The following is a 19788-nucleotide window of genomic DNA, read 5'->3' on the forward strand; positions in this document are numbered from 1 at the left end:
TTATTCTAATCTTATATCCGAAACACTAGCTCCTGTTGGTATCATTGGAAACACATTATCTTCTTTCTCTACACATACCTCTAAAAAATAAGCTTCTTTACTCGCCATCATTTCTGCAACTGCATCTGCTAATTCTTCTCTTTTTGTTACTTTTTTAGCTTTAATGTAGTACCCTTCTGCAATCGCTACAAAATTTGGATTCACCATTTCTGTAGAAGCATAACGTTTATCAAAAAAAAGCTGTTGCCATTGACGAACCATTCCTAAAAAATCGTTGTTTAGAACAACTACTTTTACTGCTGCTTTTTGCTGAAAAATTGTACCTAATTCTTGAATTGTCATTTGGTAACCACCATCACCAGAAATAGAAACAACCTCTCTCTCTGGAGCAGCCATTTTTGCACCTATTGCTGCTGGCAAACCAAAACCCATCGTTCCTAATCCGCCAGAAGTAATATTACTTTTGGTAACATTAAAATCTGCATATCTACAAGCAATCATTTGATGTTGTCCAACATCAGAAACTATAGCTGCTTCACCTTTACTCTGAATATTGATTTCTTTTAAAACCTCGCCCATTGTAATACCTTCTTTCGTAGGATATAGGTCATTTTTTATTACTTTTTCATACTCAACTTCGTACAAATCTTTAAACTCTTGAAGCCAATCTGTATGTTTTGCTTCATTTAACAATGGCAATAACAAGTCTAAACTAGCCTTTGCATCACCTAAAACTGCAACATCTGTTTTAACATTTTTATCTACCTCGGCAGGATCAATTTCAAAATGAATAACTTTGGCTTGTTTGGCGTATGTAGACAAGCTACCAGTAACACGATCATCAAAACGCATACCTATAGCTATTAACACATCGCATTCGTTAGTTAATTTATTTGGCGCATAATTACCATGCATACCAACCATACCTACATTTAATGGATGTGAGGTTGGAATTGCAGAAGCCCCTAAAATTGTCCAAGCAGCAGGTATATCTGCTTTTTCTATAACTGCCTTTAGTTGCGATTCAGCTTCACTTAAAACAACACCTTGCCCCCAAACAATTAATGGTTTTTTGGCATTATTAATAATTTCTGCTGCAGCTTTTAAAGAAGACGCATCTGTTTTAGGAATTGGATTATAACTTCTTACTTTCGTACATTTCTCATAGAAAAAATCAAGTTCATCCATTTGAGCATCCTTAGTAATGTCAATTAAAACAGGCCCTGGTCTTCCGCTTTTTGCTATATAAAAAGCTTTTGCAATTGCCGCAGGAATATCTGAAGCTTTTGTTACTTGACAATTCCATTTTGTTACCGGAGTGGAAATACCGACAATATCTGTTTCTTGAAAAGCGTCTGAACCTAATAAATGAGAAAAAACTTGCCCAGTTATACACACCATTGGTGTAGAATCTATTTGCGCATCTGCAATACCAGTAATTAAATTTGTTGCTCCTGGCCCAGAAGTAGCTATTGCGACACCAACTTTTCCTGAAATTCTAGCATATCCTTGCGCCGAATGCGTTGCACCTTGTTCGTGACGAGTTAATACATGATGAATTTTATCTTGATATTTATACAACTCATCATAAACCGGCATTATTGCACCACCAGGATATCCATAAATAATGTCTACCCCTTCCTCTATTAGAGATCTAACAATTGCCTCGCTACCAGAAATTCTTTCTGTAGCTTTAGCCGTATTATTTTTATTTTTTATGGTTTTTGTTTCCATATTTTTTATTTTTAGATTAGAGAAAATAGATTAAAGATACCTTCACTCTTGTTCTCACCTCTTATTCTTTATGTCTTTTAAAATCTACAAATCAGTAACACATCCTTTAGAAGCAGATGCCACCGTTTTTGCATATTTATATAAAATTCCTTTTTTGTGTTTTAATGCTGGCGCAACCCAATTTGATTTTCTAGCTGCTAATTCTTCATCAGAAATTAAAACATTTATCGAATTGTCTTCTGCACTAATTCTAATTTTATCGCCTGTTTTCAGGAGTCCGATTGCTCCCCCAGATTGAGCTTCTGGTGTAATATGTCCGACCACAAAACCATGAGTTCCTCCAGAAAAACGTCCATCTGTAATTAAAGCTACAGATTTACCAAGACCAGCACCCATAATTAAAGAAGTTGGCTTTAACATTTCTGGCATTCCTGGTCCTCCTTTAGGTCCAACATACCTAATGACGACTACATCTCCTTTTTCAACTTCTCCGTTAGAAATTCCTGCATTTGCTGCCTGTTCACCATCATAAACCACTGCTTTTCCTTCAAACAGCAAACCTTCGTTACCAGAAATTTTTGCTACAGCACCTTCTGTTGCTAAGTTTCCGTATATAATTTGAATATTTCCAGAAGACTTTAAAGCCTTGTCTCTCGGAAAAATTACATCTTGATCTTCAAATTCCATTGCCTCTACATCTGCTAAATTTTCAGCCAAAGTTTTACCAGTTACTGTTAAACAATCTCCATGTAAAAAACCTTCTTGCAATAAATATTTCATAATTGCAGGCGTACCTCCAACCCCATGAACATCTTCCATTAAGTACTTACCAGATGGTTTTAAATCTGCAATTAACGGAGTTCTATCACTAACTCTTTGAAAATCTTCTAAAGTAAAATCTATTTCTGCGGCATGCGCAATAGCTAAAAAGTGCAATACTGCATTTGTAGAACCACCTAAAGCATTTACTAAAGCCACTGCGTTTTCTAATGACTTTTTAGTTATAATATCTAGAGGTTTTAAATCTAACTCTAAGAGGTTTTTAATTGCTCTTGCTGTTCTTTCTGCTTCTGATAATTTATTTGGATTTTCTGCAGGAATTGAAGAATTATAAGGCAAAGCAAAACCCATACACTCTATAGCAGACGCCATTGTATTGGCCGTATACATTCCGCCACAAGCACCAGCTCCAGGAATTGCTCTTTTTATAATTTCTTTATATTCCTCTTCCTCTATTTCTCCAGCTACTTTTTGCCCTAAAGCCTCAAATGCAGAAACAATATTTAATTTTCTTCCTTTATAATTTCCTGATGCAATAGAACCACCATACATCATTATTGCTGGTCTATTTAAACGCAACATAGCAATTATAGAACCTGGCATATTTTTATCGCAACCAACAATTGCAACAACAGCATCGTAACTTTGAGCATTCATTACAGTCTCTATAGAATCTGCAATAATATCTCTAGACACTAAAGAATAGTTCATACCAGAAGTTCCCATAGAAATACCATCAGAAACACCAATGGTATTAAAACCTAACCCTACCATATCTGCAATATTACATTCAACTTTAACTTCGTCTTTTAAACGATTTAAATGCATATTACAAGGATTACCATCATAACCAGTACTTGCAATACCTACTTGGGCTTTGCTCATATCTTCATCTGTTAAGCCTACTGCATATAACATTGCTTGAGATGCTGGTTGAGATTCGTCTTGCGTTAACCTTTTGCTATGTTTATTTAATTCCATTTATTGTTTTGTTCAATTTATTGACTAAATTACTATGTTTCTCTATTTACATTACATAAAATGCAATGATACCGTTTACATTCAGGGATTATAATTAATATTTAAAATACTGAAAACAAGTATTTTAACTGTTTATTATTATGACATTCAACTTTTGAAAAAATCATAAAAAAACCTTCCATTTAAAGTGGAAGGTTTTTTATAAAAATATAAATACAACTTCCTCATCAAACCGTAATAATTACGATGACGCTTGTAATTGAAATAATATTTAAAAATGATTTCATCATATATTTTTTTATCAGAATTCTAGGGATTAAATAATAGTACTTTGCCCCATGTGAATATTCTTAAAATTAAGGTTACTATCTTCTTGATTAGAAATGTAATCTGCTATAAAATCTCCTACTTTAGATGTTGATGCTGGATATTTATTTTTACCTTTAATATCCTCTGTAGTAATACCTAATAATAACGATTTTTCTACAGCTCTTTCGATTGCATCTGCTTCTTCATGCAAACCTAAATGCTCTAACATCATAGCTGCAGATAAAATTGACGCTAAGGGGTTTGCTATATCTTTTCCTTTTGCTTGTGGAAAAGATCCGTGAATTGGCTCGAATAAAGCGTTTCTTTTTCCTAAGGATGATGACGCTAATAAGCCGATAGAACCACCAATTACACTTGCTTCATCAGAAATAATATCGCCAAATAAATTTTCTGTAAGAATTACATCAAATTGTTTAGGGTTTAAAATTAACTGCATTGCAGCATTGTCTACAAACAAAAACTCTAACTTAACGTCTTTATATTGTTTTGCAATTTCGGTAACTGTTTTTCTCCATAAACGAGAAGTTTCTAAAACGTTTGCTTTATCTACCAAAGTCACTTTTTTTCTTCTAGTTTGCGCAGCTTTAAAAGCTAAATGAGAAATTCTAGAAATTTCTTCAACATCATAAGAACAACCATCGAAAGCAGATTTACCATCTTCGCTTACTTCTTTTTTTCCGAAGTAAATTCCGCCCGTTAATTCTCTAAAAATTGCAATATCTGTACCTTTTATAATTTCTCTTTTTAAAGGAGAGTTTTTAATTAAACTATCATAAGCCTTTACAGGTCTAACATTACAAAACAAACCTAATGTTTGTCTTAACTTTAATAAACCTTGTTCTGGTCTTACTTTTGCAGATGGATCGTTATCATACTTTGGATCGCCAATAGCGCCAAACAAAATTGCATCTGCGTTTTTACATGTTTTTATAGTTTCATCTGGCAAAGGATTACCTGTTGCATCAATAGCACATGCGCCCATTTGCGCTTCTTCGTACAAAAATATATGATCATACACTTCTGCAATAGCATCTAATGCTTTTTTTGCTTGATTGGTAACCTCTGGACCAATACCATCTCCCGGAATTACTGCTATTGTATATTTCATACCTTTATTATTAAATTGTTATGCCATTGCTATTTTAGAAGTCTTATTTACTTCTTTCATTATATTATGAATGTCTTGATCTTTTACTTCTTTTTGCTTGTCTGCTGTTTCAAGAAAAGAGCTATACGCTTGATCTAGTTGAACTTTCGTTAATTCGTAACCAATCTTTTTTGCTCTATAAGCCAATGCTGCTCTACCGCTTCTTGCTGTTAAAACAATTGCACTTTCTGTTACACCTACATCTTCAGGATCCATAATTTCATAGGTCTCTCTGTTTTTAATTACACCATCTTGATGTATCCCAGAACTATGTGCAAATGCATTTGCACCCACTATTGCTTTGTTTGGTTGTACAGGCATACCCATACTTTCTCTTACCATTATAGATGTATCGTATAATAATTTAGAGTTAACAGTTGTTTCTAAATTTAGGTAAGGATGTTGTTTTAAAACCATAACAACTTCTTCTAAAGCTGTATTTCCTGCTCTTTCTCCAATACCATTAATTGTACATTCTATTTGTCTTGCTCCGTTTATAACACCAGCAATAGAGTTTGCAGTAGCCATACCTAAATCGTTATGACAATGACAAGATAAAATTACATTTTCTATACCTTTTACATTTTCTCTTAAATACTTAATTTTTGCACCATATTCTTCTGGTAAACAATACCCTGTAGTATCTGGAATATTTAACACTGTTGCACCTGCTTTAATTACCGCTTCGCAAACCCTTGCCAAATACTCATTATCTGTTCTACCTGCATCTTCTGCGTAAAACTCTACATCATTTACAAAAGACTTAGAATAAGAAACGGCTTTTACAGCTCTTTCTATAACTTGTTCTCTTGTAGAATTAAACTTAAATTTTATATGAGAATCACTTGTACCAATACCTGTATGAATTCTTGGAAATTTTGCATTTTTTAACGCCTCTGCTGCAACTTTAATATCATTTTCTACAGCTCTTGTTAAACCGCAAACTGTTGCATTTTTTACAATTTTTGCAATTTCAGAAACCGAATTAAAATCTCCAGGACTAGAAACAGGAAAACCAGCTTCTATTACATTTACGCCCAATAAATCTAATCTCTCTGCAATTACTAGTTTTTGATTAGTGTCTAATTTACACCCAGGAACCTGCTCTCCATCTCTAAGGGTTGTATCGAAAATTTGTACTTGATTGTCTTGCATAATTTGTATAAAGATTGTCCTTATTATAAATCAAATATATATCTTGCCTTTCCAATCTATTTATTAACTTTAGGCAATACACGATTTCTAAAACAAATCAAAAATATTTAAAAAACTGATTATCAATATATTATGAGTAAAATCATTACATCCGTCAATCAACAAAATGATGCTTTATTTGTTCTTATTAAGTCTTTAACAAAGTCTGAAAAGAGACAATTTAACCTATATGTAGGTCGATTGGGTGGTAATATTGATGCAAAGTTTTTTTCTTTATTTAAGTTTTTAGAAAAGCTAAAAGTCTATGATGAAAAAGTAATTATTGGAAGCGGAATTGTATCTAAACAACAACTTTCTAATTTAAAAGCGCATTTATATAAACAAATATTAATTAGTCTACGTTTAAACCCTGCTCATAAAAATGTAAGGATCCAAATAAGAGAACAATTAGATTTTGCAACAGTACTTTATCAGAAAGGATTATACAAACAAAGTTTAAAACTACTAGAAAAAGCCAAAAACATGGCTTTAGATAATGAAGAGAAAAATATTGCTTACGAAATAGTAGAATTAGAAAAGGTAATAGAAACACAATATATAACAAGAAGTATTAGCACAAGAGCAGATCAATTATCTGTGCAAGCAAAAGAGCTAAGTCAGCAGAATGTTATCGCAAGTAAACTCTCTAACTTATCGTTACAGTTATATAGTCACTTATTACAAAATGGTTATGTAAAAAATGAAGAAGAATTATTGTTTGTAGAGAAGTATTTTAACAGCAAAATGCCTAAATACAAATATCAAAACTTAGGTTTTAGAGAAAAGCTTTGGTTATATAAAGCCCATTTGTGGCATAGTTTTTTGATTCAAGATTTTTTACTTAGTTACAAATACGCTAAAAAATGTGTCGATTTATTTGACAATTCTAAATTGATCAACTTACATCCCGTTTTTTATTTAAAATCTAAAAACTACCTTTTAGAAGCTTCTTTTTTAGTGAAAAAAACATCAACATTTAAAGAAGAATTAGCTGCATTTGAAACTGAAATAGATAATAAAGAAATTCCGTTAAACACAAATACAGAACTACTAATATTTTTGTATTTCTACTCTAATAAACTACACCTTCACTTTTTAGAAGGAACTTTCGAGCAAGGTGAATATTTAGTAGAAATTATAAATGATAAAATAGAAAAGTATAAAAATAGATTAGACAACCATTATGTAGTACTGCTTTATTATAAAATTGCATGTCTGTACTTCGGAATGGGAGAAAACAGGTTATGTATTGCTTATTTACAAAAGATTATTAAGTCTAAAAATTTAAGTTCTGCAGAAGATTTACAATGTTTTGCTCGTATATTAAACCTAATAGCACATTACGAATGTGGTTTAGATTATGATTTAGAAAGACAATTTGTAGACACTTATAAGTTTCTATTAAAAATGGAAAACTTGCAAGAAGTACAAAAAGTGTTTTTAACTTCTATTAGAGATTTAAGCGATGTTTTTCCGCATGAAATTAAAAACGAATTCAAAAAAATTCATGCAAAACTTAAAGTCTTCGAAAATCATCCGTATGAAAAAAGAGCTTTCTTATACTTAGATATTTTATCTTGGTTAGAAAGTAAGATCGAAAACAAAACTATAGCTACAATAATTAAAGAAAAATCAAAATTGATTTCAAAATAATTTCATATTTATATTTTTAACACTCAAATTTTACAGATTACACATAAATCAACCTAAAAGTTAAAATAATTCTCATTATTTAAGCCGCTATTAAATATAAATAATACATTTGTTGCGTGAGTAATTCTAATTTAAATACAAAAGCTTTAAAAACTATTTCTATAGTTGGTATTTCTATGGCTACTATTACACGCACATCTTCTACAACAATTACCCTTTAGGGGTTTTTATATATTCATATCACCTTAGGTTATACATAATTTCGATTTCTCGAAGTTACATCAATAAAAAATAAATTACACAAACTATTCATTACCAATGAAAGTATTAAAATTTGGCGGATCATCTGTCGCAAGCTCAGAAAACATAGAAAAAGTTTTAGCCATAGTTGCTAAAGAATCTAAAAACGAAAAAGCAGTAATTGTTGTTTCTGCTTTTGGTAAAACCACAGACAAACTTTTAGCCGCAGCAAACGAGGCTATTGTTGATATCAATATTGCTAAAAACACTTTAGAAACTATAAAAAATTTACATTTTGAAATTATAGAAAACCTTATCACTAAAGATATTGATGTAGTTTCAAAAGAAGTTTTTGACTTATTTAAAAGATTAAATTCTATTTACGAAGGTATCTTTTTACTACAAGAATTATCTGATAAAACATTAGCAAAAGTTGCTAGTTTTGGCGAAAGATTATCTTCTTTTATTATTGCCAATGCTGCTAAAGAAACTTTAAATGCTAGCCATAAAGAAAGTAGAGATTTAATAATTACAAACAACAATCACCTAAACGCACAGGTTAATTTTAAAATTTCTAACGAAAACATTACCACTTACTTTAACAACAATAATAATCAAGTGGTTATTTTAGGCGGATTTATTGCATCTAATTCTGCTAAAGAAACTACCACTTTAGGTAGAGGTGGTTCAGATTTTACAGCTTCTATTTATGCAGCTGCATTAGATGCCAATGAGCTTCAAATCTGGACAGATGTTAGCGGAATGTACACAGCAAATCCTAGAATTGTAAAACAAGCTTTTCCAATTTCAGAAATTTCTTATGAAGAAGCAATGGAATTGTCTCATTTCGGAGCAAAAGTATTGTATCCACCAACAATTCAGCCATCTTTAAGAAAAGAAATTCCTATTAGAATTAAAAATACTTTCGACCCAGAAAATAGCGGAACTCTAATTTCTAAAAATCCAAAAAACAATAACGGAGTAAAAGGAATTTCTCATATTGAAGACATCAGCTTAATTACTCTAGAAGGTGGCGGAATGATTGGAATTCCAGGTTTTTCAAAACGCTTATTTGAAACACTTTCTCAAGAAAAAATAAATGTAGTTTTTATAACTCAGGCTTCTTCAGAACACTCAATCTGTGTTGGTGTTTATGAAAATGATGCTTTAAAATCTAAAGAATTATTAGAAGAAACTTTTAGCATAGAAATTGCTAGAAAAAAAATAAAACCAATTATTGTAGAAAGTAATTTGGCAATTATTGCTGTTGTTGGTGAAAGCATGAAAAATCATCAAGGTTTAAGCGGTCAAATGTTTAGCGCATTGGGTAGAAACAACGTAAATGTTAGAGCAATTGCCCAAGGATCATCAGAAAAAAACATTTCTGCAGTAATTAATAAATATGATGCTAAAAAGGCTCTTACAACTTTACACGAGCAGTTTTTTGAAGAAAAAATAAAACAATTAAACCTTTTTGTAACAGGTGTTGGTAATGTTGGCGAACGATTTTTAGCTCAAATTAATCAGCAAAAAAAGTTTCTAAAAGAAAACTTAAAATTAAAAATTAAAGTGATTGGTATTGCAAATTCTAAAAAAATGTTTTTTGATGAAAGTGGTATCAATTTAAAAAACTGGAAAGAGGCTTTAAATAACGGCGAACCAACTAGTCTTGATAGTTTTTATAATAAAGTTAAGGCATGCAACCTAGTAAACAGCGTATTTGTAGATAATACAGCAAATAAAGAAGTATCAGAAATTTACGAAAAATATTTACGTGAAAGTATTTCTGTAGTTACTTGTAATAAAATTGCTTGCGCATCTAGCTTTAGTAATTACAAAACCTTAAAAGAAGTTTCTAGAAAATATAATGCTTCATTTTTATTCGAAACAAATGTTGGTGCCGGTTTACCAATTATAGACACACTAAAAAACTTGATAAATTCTGGCGATAGAATTCATAAAATTCAAGCAGTTTTATCTGGTAGTTTAAACTTTGTTTTTAATAATTTTGATGAAGACGCTACTTTTCATGATGTTGTTGCAGAAGCTCAAAAAGAAGGTTATACAGAACCAGACCCAAAAATAGATTTAAGCGGTGTAGATGTTGCTAGAAAAATTTTAATCTTAGCTAGAGAAAGCGGCTATAATTTAGAATTAGAAGACATTAAAAACAACTCTTTTTTGCTAGAAGAAAGTCTTGCAACTTCAAATAACAAAGATTTTTATGATTCGTTAATTAAAAATGAAACACATTTTCAGCATATTTTTCAAGAAGCAAACGATAAAGAGTGTAGATTAAAGTATGTTGCCGAATTCGAAAACGGTAAAGCAAATGTTGGTTTACAACATATTTCTGCAGATCATCCTTTTTATAATTTAGAAGGTAGCGATAATATTGTACTTTTCTTTACAGAAAGATATCCAGAAAATCCGTTAATTATAAAAGGTGCTGGTGCAGGTGCAGATGTTACTGCTTCTGGTATTTTTGCTGATGTTATTAGAATTGCAAATCAATAAAATAATGAATTATCTAAAAATATTTTCTCCGGCAACAGTTGCCAATGTTTCTTGCGGATTCGATTCTCTTGGCTTTGCTGTTGATACTATTGGCGATGAAATGACTTTTACTAAAACGCAAGAAAAAGGAGTTAAAATAACAAATATTACAGGCGCAAATTTAACGTATGATATTGATAAAAACGCAGCAAGTGCAGTTGTAAAAAAAATGTTAGAAGATGCTAATGCAGGTTTTGGTGTAGCATTAACAATTCACAAAGGTTTTTCTCCGGGTAGTGGCTTAGGTAGTTCTGCTGCAAGTGCTGCGGGCGCTGCTTTTGGTGCAAATAAATTACTCAACAACGTGTTTTCTAATTTAGAACTTACAAAATTTGCTATGTTTGGCGAAAAAGTTGCTTGCGGTTCTGCAATTGCAGATAATGTTGCAGCTGCAATTTATGGTGGTTTTGTATTGGTTAGAAGCTACGAGCCTTTAGAAATCATAAAGTTACCTGTACCAAATGAGTTAAGAGCTGTTGCTATTCATCCGCAGATAGAAGTAAAAACAAAAGATGCTAGAGAAGTTTTACCTTCTAAAATAGCCTTAAACGATGCAGTTACACAATGGGCAAATGTTGGTGGGTTAATTAGCGGTTTGTACACAAACAATTATCAATTAATTAGTAATTCTTTGGTTGATATTATAATAGAACCGCATCGAAAAAAATTAATTCCGTTTTTTGACAATGTAAAAAATAGCGCTTTAAAAGCAGGTGCTTTAGGAGCTGGAATTAGTGGTTCTGGTCCAACAATTTTTGCACTTTGTAAAGGTGACGAAATTGCCAATAAAGTACATCAAAGCATCAAAGAAACTTACAAAGAAACAGGTATCGATTTTGAAATCTACATTTCGAAAGTAAATCCTGGAGGTATGAAAATATTAAATAGTAATTAATCGTCATGACGAAGCAAGAAAATGACTGAAGTAATCTCTTTCTAAAAAATAGGTTGCTTCGTTTCTCTCGCAATGACTAATAATCAAAAAAAAATGAACTATTACAGTTTACATCATAAATCACCAAAATCAACATTTAAAAACGCCGTTGTACAAGGTTTAGCAAAAGATAGAGGAATTTATTTCCCAGATAACATCACGCCACTTTCTAGCGATTTCATCGAAAATATTTCAGATTACTCTAATCATGAAATTGCTTATGAAGTAATTAAACAATTTGTAGGTGATGAAATTCCGACAGAAAAATTAAAAGAAATTATTTCAAATACAGTTTCGTTTGATTTTCCATTGGTGAAGGTTGATAAAAATGTTGCGTCTTTAGAACTTTTTCACGGACCAACAATGGCTTTTAAAGATGTTGGTGCAAAATTTATGGCACAATGCCTAGAGTATTTTAATAAAGACAATTCAGAAGAAGTAACTGTTTTAGTTGCAACTTCTGGAGACACAGGTGGCGCGGTAGCTAATGGATTTTTAGGTGCAAAAGGTGTAAATGTTGTTATTTTATACCCTTCAGGCAAAGTAAGCGACATTCAAGAAAAACAATTAACAACTTTAGGACAAAATATAACAGCTTTAGAAGTAGATGGTGTTTTTGACGATTGCCAAGAAATGGTAAAAACTGCTTTTTTAGATAAAGAAATAACCAAAACTTTAACCTCTGCAAATTCTATTAACGTAGCAAGATGGTTACCACAAATGTTTTATTTTTTCTTTGCTTATAAAGAACTACATAAGCAACATAAAGATATTATTTTTTCTGTTCCTAGCGGAAACTTTGGTAATATTTGTGCCGGAATTATGGCTCAGAAAATCGGCTTACCTGTAAAGCATTTTGTTGCATCAACAAACGTTAATGATACAGTACCAAATTATTTAAAAGAAGGTATTTACAAGCCAAAACCATCAAAAGCAACTATTTCTAATGCGATGGATGTTGGAAACCCAAGTAACTTTATAAGAATTCAAGAATTATTTAATAATGATTTAGAAGCTTTAAAAAATGCATTTTCTTCTTACAGTTTTTCTGATGATGAAACAAAAGCAACAATGAAAGAAATTTATAAAAACTCTGGTTATGTCGCAGATCCTCATGGCGCTGTTGGTTATCTAGGTTTACAAGAATATAAATTAAAAGATAGTGATTTTGGTATTTTTTTAGAAACTGCGCATCCTGTTAAGTTTTTAGATATTGTAGAAGAAACATTGCCCGTTAAGGTTGAAATTCCTACGCAAATAAAAAAGGTAATTAATAATAAAAAAGTTTCTTTAAAAGTCTCTAATTATCAAGACTTAAAAGATTTTCTTTTAAAATAATAACTTTTTAAAGCATAAAAAAAAGGATTACAACAGAGCTGTAATCCTTTTTTTTATGTTATAATAGAAATTTAGTTTTTAGCATTCACCATCCAATTTACACCAAACTCATCTGTACATCTACCAAAAAAACCCCATTCTCTTTCTCTAAACTCGTGATGCACAACTCCGTTTTTAGATAAATTTTCAAAAACAGATTCTGCTTCTTCTTTTTGATTAAAATCTACACTCATATGCACTTGATTTCCAGAATTTATTGGAGTATCTGGCGCAGCATCATAAGCCATAAAATTCACACCTTTACCTTTTAATTCTGCGTGTTGTAATTTTTTTCTATATGATGATGGCACATCAATTTTTTTGTCTTCGTATGTTATTCTATTCTCTACTTTTGCATCAAATAATTCTCCATAAAAATTTAATGCCTCTTGACAATTTCCATCGAACGCTAAATAAGATTGTACTTTCATTTTTCTAAATTTTAAAGATTAATATTCTATGATTCAAAAATAGAATACTACTACTTTTCGCATTAGCTTAAATGATTTTTATATTAACGCTATCTCTATTTTAAGATAAATTAGCGATCTAAGACATCTTTAATCAACCAATCATCTAAAGATAATTCTTCTGATGAATGTAAAACAGAAATATCACCTGTAGTCTCAAAAATTACAGCTTTTACTTCAGATAATTTTAAAACATTTGCTTCTCTTAACTTCGCTCTTAAATCTCCTTCGGTAACCTGTGCCTTTTTAAGGTTTTCCCACAAAATTTGATCATTCTTCATTAAAAACAAAGGCTCATTATCTACAATATTTCTAAAAAACTGAAACCTTCTTAAATATGCAGTTATGCCTTGTAATACATAAATTGTTGTCAAACCAAATACACCTTCAAATAAAGAAACGGACTTAGAAAGTAATGTTGATGCAATAATAGAACCAATTGCAATTGTGCAAGCAAAATCGAAACTAGACATTTTAGAAAAGCTACGTTTACCAAAAATTTTAGTGAGTAGTATAATGATAATATAAATACCCAAACAAGATACAAATATAAATTGCAGTGTATTATAGTTGGTAAAAATCCATTCTTTCATGTTCTTATTTTTGTGTAAAAATATAAGAAACAAATAAAAAGTCCTAACAAATTAAATTTGTTAGGACTTTTTTGTTGGCCTACAAGGACTCGAACCTTGAATGACGGTACCAAAAACCGGAGTGTTGCCAATTACACCATAGGCCAATGCTTTAATGCGGGTGCAAATTTAAAACTTTCTTTTAAACTCACAAACATTTTTAAATATTTTTTTTCTTTAACAAAGATTTATGAGGTTTTTTAAGTCTAAAAACCCACTTTTAAATGTTTATATATTTATTTATTGTTAAATTCGCCCACACATAATTAAGCATTTCTTATGACATCAGCAAACTTTAAAAAATGGAATATCATTTTAGGATGGTTCACATTTATAATTGCGCTAATAACCTACTCTTTAACAATAGAACCAACAGTTAGTGCTTGGGATGTTGGAGAATATATTGCAACTTCTGTAAAACTAGAAGTTGGGCATCCGCCAGGTGCACCTTTATTTCAAATGTTAGGCGCATTTTTTGCAATGTTTACATCAGAAAGTTCTGAAATTGCCAAAATGGTAAACTTTATGTCTGCTTTAGCTAGTGCATTTACTATTTTGTTTATGTTTTGGACAATTACCAATTTAGGTGAAAAATTAGCTTTAAAATCAGGAAAATTAACAGAAGGTAGCTATATAGCAATTTTAGGAAGTAGTATTGTAGGTTCTTTGGCCTATACATTTTCTGATAGTTTTTGGTTTAGTGCCGTAGAAGGAGAAGTGTATGCGATGTCTTCTTTTTTAATGGCAATACTATTTTGGTTAGGCTTAAAATGGGAAAGTGAACTACACACTGCACGTGGTAACAAATGGCTAATTCTAATAAGTTTTGTTGTTGGTTTGTCTTTTGGTGTACATATTTTATCATTACTTGTAATTCCTGCAATTGTAATGTTATATTTCTTTAAGACTTATAAAAACATCAATCTAAAATCTACAGCTATTGCAACAGTTTTATCTGTTTTTGTTTTAGCTTTTGTTTTTAAGTTTTTATTTCCTTTTACACTTAAGTTTTTTAGTGCTTCAGAATTATTTTTTATCAATACAATTGGCTTACCATACAATTCTGGTAGTATTATTGCTGCAATTATTCTAATGGCCCTTTTCTTCTTCGGATTAAAATACACTCGAAAAAAGAAAAAAGTACACATAAATACGCTAATACTTGCTGTTTTATTTATTATGATTGGTTTCTCGTCTTGGATGATGTTACCAATTAGAGCAAACGCAAACACTACAATTAACGAAAACAACCCTTCTAGTGCTAGAGAATTATTAGCCTATTACGAACGTGAGCAATATGGTGACGCAAATGTGTTTTACGACACTTATTACTCTAATAAATACAGCAGAGAACAAGATGCAAACAATCCTTTAAAGGATGACAAGCCTAAATACGAAAAGAAAAATGGCAAATATGTTATTGTAAACAAATACAAGAATGTTGTACCAAATTATTCTGATAAGCATAAAGGTTTTATTCCAAGAATGGTAGATCCTGCATCCGAAGAAATGTATAAAAAAATTGCCGGTATTCCTTTAAACAGTAAAAGAAGACCCACTTTTGGCGAGAACCTAAAGTTTATGTTTAGCTATCAATTTGGCTATATGTATGGTCGTTATTTTATGTGGAATTTTGTTGGAAGACAAAACGATATTCAAGGTCGATTAGATTTATTTAACGGAAACTGGATTAGCGGTATCGATGCTATCGACGAAGTTCGATTAGGCTCTCAACAACAATTACCGTCTCAAGTTTTAGAAAACAAAGGAAGAAATAAATATTATTTTTTACCATTAATTTTAGGATTAATTGGTTTATTTTTTCAAGTAAAATGGGATAAAGAAAACTTCTTTACACTTTTCTTATTTTTCGCTTTTACTGGTTTTGCAATTATATTTTACACAAACCCAAAACCTTTTGAACCTAGAGAAAGAGATTATGCGGTTGTAGGTAGTTTTTACATTTTTGCAATATGGATTGGCTTTGGAGTTCTAGCACTTTATGAATACTTAAAGAATGTTGCCAATAAAAAAACGATTGCAATTGCAGTTTCTGTAATAACACTTTTGGCAGTACCAACATTAATGGCATCAGAAAATTGGGATGACCACGATAGATCTAACAGATATACAACACGTTTAAATGCACAAGCTTATTTAGAAAGTTGCGATGAAAACGCAATTATGTTTACCATTGGAGATAATGATACTTTCCCGCTTTGGTACATGCAAGAAGTAGAAGGTATTAGAACAGATTTAAAGCTAGTAAACACAAGTTTATTTGCTACAGATTGGTATATCGACCAAATGAAAAGAGCAACTTATGATGCTCCTCCGATTCCTTCTCAATTAAAACATGACCAATATAAATACGGAAGTTTAGATATTGCATATCATATAGAACACCCAAGATTTAAAGACTCTATTATAGAAATTAAAGATTTTATGCGTTGGATTTCTTCTGATAGTGATGCAACTTATTATATTGTTGAAGAAGAAAATATCAAAGAAAAATATTATCCTACAAACAGAATTAGAATTCCTGTAAACAAAGAAAACGTTTTAAAAAGCGGAATTGTTGCACAAAAAGATGCAGACAAAATTGTAGACTTTATAGATATTACTATTGATGATAGAGGCATTACAAAAAACCGCCTTTTAATGTTAGATATCTTAGCAAATAACGACTGGAAACGCCCAATTTACTTTACTGGTGGGGCAAATGCCGATGAAGAATATATTTGGTTAAAAGACTATTTACAGTTAGATGGTTTGGCTTTTAAATTAGTACCAATTAAAACGCCAGCAAAATATATAGACGAATCTGGCAGACCAAGAGAAGTAAGTTTGTTTGATATTGGTAGAATAGATGCTGATAAAATGTACGCCAACATTAATAAACTAGATTGGAAAAATATAAATAGTGGCGAAATCTATTTAGACGAACAAACAAAAAGAAATGCAATTTCACTTAGAAACAGCCTAATGCGCTTATCTGATGCTTTTGCAAAACAAGGTGATACAATTAAAGCAGTAGAAGTATTAGACTTATCTTTAAGCAAAATGCCTATTGAAGATTTTGATCACTACAGTTTATCTTTGGGGTATCCAGAAATGTATTATAATTTAGGCGAAAACAATAAAGCTAAAGCAACAGCAGAAACACTAAGTAGGTTAATTATCGAAAAACTGACTTGGTTAAGTACGTTTGACAAAAATGATAGTGATTTAATTTTTGATGAAATAGACCAGTCTTTATACATGTTTAAAAACCTAATAGATCAAGTAGAAAGAGGTAGCAATGATAAAGATTACGTTTCTAAAATTCAAACAGATTTTATGGACACTGTAAAACTTTTTGGGCATTTAATGCCAGACGAAGAGTAATACAAAAATGAAAGCATATTTCCCCGGAACGCCAGATTTTATAATGAGATTATTCTCTAAATACATCTGGCGTTTTTCTTTAGAAAAAAAAGAAGTTTTTTTAACTTTTGATGATGGCCCAACACCAGAAATTACACGATTTGTTCTAAATGAATTGAAAAAATACGATGCAAAAGCTACTTTTTTTTGCATTGGAAAAAACATTGAGCATGAACCTGAAATTTTTAATGCTATAATTTCTGATGGACATACTATAGGTAATCACACTCAAAATCATTTTAATGGCTGGAAAAACGATACATCTGTATATATTGATAACGTTTTGACTTGTGAAAAAAGCATCCTAAAACACTCTAACCAAAATTCTAATTCTAAATTATTTAGACCGCCTTACGGAAAAATTAAAAAATCGCAAGCTAGAATTTTAATAGAAAAAGGCTTTAAAATAATTATGTGGACGGTTTTGTCTGGTGATTTTGACAATAAATTATCTAAAGAGAATTGCCTACAAAATGTTTTAAAAAACGTAAACAACGGTAGTATTATTGTTTTTCACGATAGTGTAAAAGCTGCCGAAAAAGTTACTTATGTGCTACCAAAGGTTTTAGAAAAACTATCTAAGCAAGGTTTTGTTTTTAAAGCAATAAAATAACAGCTAAAAGAAAAAGTTAGCAAATAAGTTTAGCCCTGATTGAGCGGTTTGTTTGAGCTCTTTTCTAGGAACGAAGAAAAAGCGAGTAGCGAAAGCAGGAAATAGCTTCTAAAAATACTGCTGTACCAAGCCAATTAATGTGTTTGCGTCTTGATAACCTGTTTGACGCCATTTCATTTCGCCATTTTTATAGATCATAAACGTTGGGTTTCCTTTTACACGCAAAGCATCTGCAAGAACTTCGTTTTTATTAATGTCTATTTTAATAACTTTTGCTCTATCACCTAACGCTGCTGCTACACTTCTTAGGGTTTCTACGGTAGTTTCTGCATCCGAAAGTTCTGCATAGAAATCTATAAGAACTGGTTTATGAACACTGATTAATTCTCCAAATTTTGTCATGATATAAGTTTTTTAAGATGTAAAAACGTATAAATTAGTCAATTGTTAATTCACAAATATAAGAAATCTATTTGAATAAGCTGATTATCAAGCTTTTTTAAGCTCGATCACCGTAATTTCTGGCCAAATACCAACACGCCCGGGAAAAGCATGATAACCAAAACCTCTGTTTACATTTATAAATCTACCTGCTTCTTCATACAAACCGGCCCATTGTTTGTATACAAATTGAGAAGGACTCCATTTTAACCAACCAGGTATTTCGATTCCCATTTGCAAACCATGTGTATGACCGCTTAATGTTAAATGATAATTAAGGTTGTCTTTTTTAACGATTTCTTCCCAATGACTAGGATCGTGAGACATTAAAATTTTAAAATCTTCTTTTTTGATATTTTTAGAAGCCTTTTTTAAATCTCCGGCTTGGTTGAAACCTTTTCCCCAATTTTCTACACCTAAAAGCGCAATTTTCTGTCCGTCTTTTTCTAGATATCGATGTTCGTCTAACAACAAATCGAAACCTATCTTTTTATGAATATCTTTTACTTTTTGAAAGTTATCTATTTTGTCTTGCGGATTCTTCCAATCCATATAATCGCCATAATCATGATTTCCTAAAATAGAATATTTACCTTCTTTGGCTTCTAGTTTATCAAAAACATCAATCCAATCATCCATTTCATCTGCTTTGTTATTTACAATATCTCCTGTAAACAACATAATATCAGATTTTTGCTGATTGATTAAATCTACGCCGTATTTAATTTTTTCTTTATTTGTAAAACTACCTGAATGAATATCTGAAATTTGCGTAATTGTAAAACCATCAAAAGCATCTGGTAAATCTTTAAAAGATAATTGATACTTTAAAACTTTATAATTGTATTTACCTTGTATAATACCATAAATAAAAGATGCAAAAGGTATTGCCGCTAAACCTAAAGCTATTTGCGATATAAATTTTCTTCTACTAGCTAAAGGCTTTGTGTTTTCTGATGAAATAGCAGAAATTAACTTTAAAAACCACCTATAAATGTCTTCGCCAAACATAAACAGTAACACAATTATTTTAGGAATTAAAACAGTAAGCAATAAACCCATTGCCATTTGAAATTGTGGTGTTTGCCCTTGACCTCTATCATAAGTTAATGCAACATATAAAAAGTTTGCATATACAGCTACACTTATAAACAACCATGCAAAACGAATAATTTTATTTTTAGAAATTGTTTTAATTGCCTGAAAATCATAAAACTCTAATAATATAATAACGGCAAATAAAATAACAAGTCTAATTATCATTTTCATAAAGAATCTTT

Annotated in this window: 14 protein-coding genes and 1 tRNA gene; 6 read left to right on the plus strand and 9 right to left on the minus strand. The window is 31.0% G+C overall.

What is annotated here, in order from left to right:
- The 4 genes from ilvB to BXQ17_RS08710 form a co-directional block, all read right to left on the minus strand.
- On the minus strand, positions 1-1734 hold the full coding sequence (ilvB, locus tag BXQ17_RS08695; RefSeq protein ID WP_077810271.1) for a biosynthetic-type acetolactate synthase large subunit: 1734 nt from the start codon (positions 1732-1734) through the stop codon (positions 1-3).
- Between the two features lie 84 nt (positions 1735-1818).
- On the minus strand, positions 1819-3495 hold the full coding sequence (gene ilvD, locus BXQ17_RS08700; protein ID WP_077810272.1) for a dihydroxy-acid dehydratase: 1677 nt from the start codon (positions 3493-3495) through the stop codon (positions 1819-1821).
- A gap of 316 nt (positions 3496-3811) precedes the next feature.
- A complete protein-coding gene (gene leuB / locus BXQ17_RS08705) occupies positions 3812-4933 on the minus strand; it encodes a 3-isopropylmalate dehydrogenase (RefSeq protein WP_077810273.1) in 1122 nt (373 codons plus the stop codon).
- Positions 4934-4951: 18 nt separating this feature from the next.
- Positions 4952-6127, minus strand: coding sequence for a 2-isopropylmalate synthase (locus BXQ17_RS08710; protein WP_077810274.1), 1176 nt, complete (start codon positions 6125-6127; stop codon positions 4952-4954).
- Between the two features lie 132 nt (positions 6128-6259).
- Here BXQ17_RS08710 and BXQ17_RS08715 point away from each other — a divergent pair, with 132 nt between their 5' ends.
- The 4 genes from BXQ17_RS08715 to thrC all read left to right on the plus strand — a co-directional run bounded on the left by BXQ17_RS08715 (position 6260) and on the right by thrC (position 12887).
- Positions 6260-7819 (plus strand): hypothetical protein, encoded by a 1560-nt coding sequence (locus tag BXQ17_RS08715; protein WP_077810275.1) that lies wholly within the window; start codon positions 6260-6262, stop codon positions 7817-7819.
- Between the two features lie 318 nt (positions 7820-8137).
- On the plus strand, positions 8138-10576 hold the full coding sequence (gene thrA / locus BXQ17_RS08720) for a bifunctional aspartate kinase/homoserine dehydrogenase I (protein ID WP_077810276.1): 2439 nt from the start codon (positions 8138-8140) through the stop codon (positions 10574-10576).
- 4 nt (positions 10577-10580) lie between these two features.
- Positions 10581-11510, plus strand: coding sequence for a homoserine kinase (locus BXQ17_RS08725; RefSeq protein ID WP_077811386.1), 930 nt, complete (start codon positions 10581-10583; stop codon positions 11508-11510).
- A 93-nt stretch (positions 11511-11603) separates the two neighbouring features.
- Complete coding sequence (thrC, locus tag BXQ17_RS08730) at positions 11604-12887, plus strand: threonine synthase (protein WP_077811387.1); 1284 nt, start codon at positions 11604-11606, stop codon at positions 12885-12887.
- Positions 12888-12958: 71 nt separating this feature from the next.
- Here thrC and BXQ17_RS08735 read toward each other — a convergent pair whose 3' ends face one another.
- The 3 genes from BXQ17_RS08735 to BXQ17_RS08745 all read right to left on the minus strand — a co-directional run bounded on the left by BXQ17_RS08735 (position 12959) and on the right by BXQ17_RS08745 (position 14135).
- Entirely contained in the window at positions 12959-13357 is a 399-nt protein-coding gene (locus BXQ17_RS08735) for a VOC family protein (protein ID WP_077810277.1), read from the minus strand.
- A 110-nt stretch (positions 13358-13467) separates the two neighbouring features.
- Positions 13468-13989, minus strand: coding sequence for a DUF421 domain-containing protein (locus tag BXQ17_RS08740; RefSeq protein WP_077810278.1), 522 nt, complete (start codon positions 13987-13989; stop codon positions 13468-13470).
- 74 nt (positions 13990-14063) lie between these two features.
- Positions 14064-14135, minus strand: a tRNA-Gln gene (locus BXQ17_RS08745).
- A 172-nt stretch (positions 14136-14307) separates the two neighbouring features.
- Between BXQ17_RS08745 and BXQ17_RS08750 the strand changes: the two genes are divergently transcribed.
- Entirely contained in the window at positions 14308-17415 is a 3108-nt protein-coding gene (locus BXQ17_RS08750; RefSeq protein ID WP_077810279.1) for a DUF2723 domain-containing protein, read from the plus strand.
- 7 nt (positions 17416-17422) lie between these two features.
- Positions 17423-18067, plus strand: a complete 645-nt coding sequence (locus tag BXQ17_RS08755) for a polysaccharide deacetylase family protein (RefSeq protein ID WP_254712354.1) — start codon at positions 17423-17425, stop codon at positions 18065-18067.
- Positions 18068-18175: 108 nt separating this feature from the next.
- Here BXQ17_RS08755 and BXQ17_RS08760 read toward each other — a convergent pair whose 3' ends face one another.
- Positions 18176-18469 carry a co-chaperone YbbN gene (locus BXQ17_RS08760; protein ID WP_077810280.1) on the minus strand — a complete coding sequence of 98 codons (294 nt, stop codon included), beginning with the start codon at positions 18467-18469 and terminating at the stop codon, positions 18176-18178.
- Between the two features lie 87 nt (positions 18470-18556).
- The gene (locus BXQ17_RS08765; protein WP_077810281.1) at positions 18557-19777 is read right to left on the minus strand and encodes a metallophosphoesterase; all 1221 of its coding nucleotides are present in this window, start codon (positions 19775-19777) and stop codon (positions 18557-18559) included.
- Between the last annotated feature and the right edge of the window lie 11 nt (positions 19778-19788).

Source organism: Polaribacter sp. BM10 (assembly GCF_002005425.1).
Taxonomy (GTDB): domain Bacteria; phylum Bacteroidota; class Bacteroidia; order Flavobacteriales; family Flavobacteriaceae; genus Polaribacter; species Polaribacter marinaquae.

Bases quoted from the DNA above. Each gene is read 5' to 3' on its own strand.
- BXQ17_RS08765 (WP_077810281.1), bottom strand. From the start codon at position 19,777: ATGAAAATGATAATTAGACTTGTTATTTTATTTGCCGTTATTATATTA.
- leuB (WP_077810273.1), bottom strand. From the start codon at position 4,933: ATGAAATATACAATAGCAGTAATTCCGGGAGATGGTATTGGTCCAGAG.
- BXQ17_RS08715 (WP_077810275.1), top strand. From the start codon at position 6,260: ATGAGTAAAATCATTACATCCGTCAATCAACAAAATGATGCTTTATTT.
- BXQ17_RS08760 (WP_077810280.1), bottom strand. From the start codon at position 18,469: ATGACAAAATTTGGAGAATTAATCAGTGTTCATAAACCAGTTCTTATA.
- thrC (WP_077811387.1), top strand. From the start codon at position 11,604: ATGAACTATTACAGTTTACATCATAAATCACCAAAATCAACATTTAAA.
- ilvB (WP_077810271.1), bottom strand. From the start codon at position 1,734: ATGGAAACAAAAACCATAAAAAATAAAAATAATACGGCTAAAGCTACA.
- BXQ17_RS08710 (WP_077810274.1), bottom strand. From the start codon at position 6,127: ATGCAAGACAATCAAGTACAAATTTTCGATACAACCCTTAGAGATGGA.
- BXQ17_RS08740 (WP_077810278.1), bottom strand. From the start codon at position 13,989: ATGAAAGAATGGATTTTTACCAACTATAATACACTGCAATTTATATTT.
- BXQ17_RS08725 (WP_077811386.1), top strand. From the start codon at position 10,581: ATGAATTATCTAAAAATATTTTCTCCGGCAACAGTTGCCAATGTTTCT.
- ilvD (WP_077810272.1), bottom strand. From the start codon at position 3,495: ATGGAATTAAATAAACATAGCAAAAGGTTAACGCAAGACGAATCTCAA.
- BXQ17_RS08750 (WP_077810279.1), top strand. From the start codon at position 14,308: ATGACATCAGCAAACTTTAAAAAATGGAATATCATTTTAGGATGGTTC.
- BXQ17_RS08735 (WP_077810277.1), bottom strand. From the start codon at position 13,357: ATGAAAGTACAATCTTATTTAGCGTTCGATGGAAATTGTCAAGAGGCA.
- BXQ17_RS08755 (WP_254712354.1), top strand. From the start codon at position 17,423: ATGAAAGCATATTTCCCCGGAACGCCAGATTTTATAATGAGATTATTC.
- thrA (WP_077810276.1), top strand. From the start codon at position 8,138: ATGAAAGTATTAAAATTTGGCGGATCATCTGTCGCAAGCTCAGAAAAC.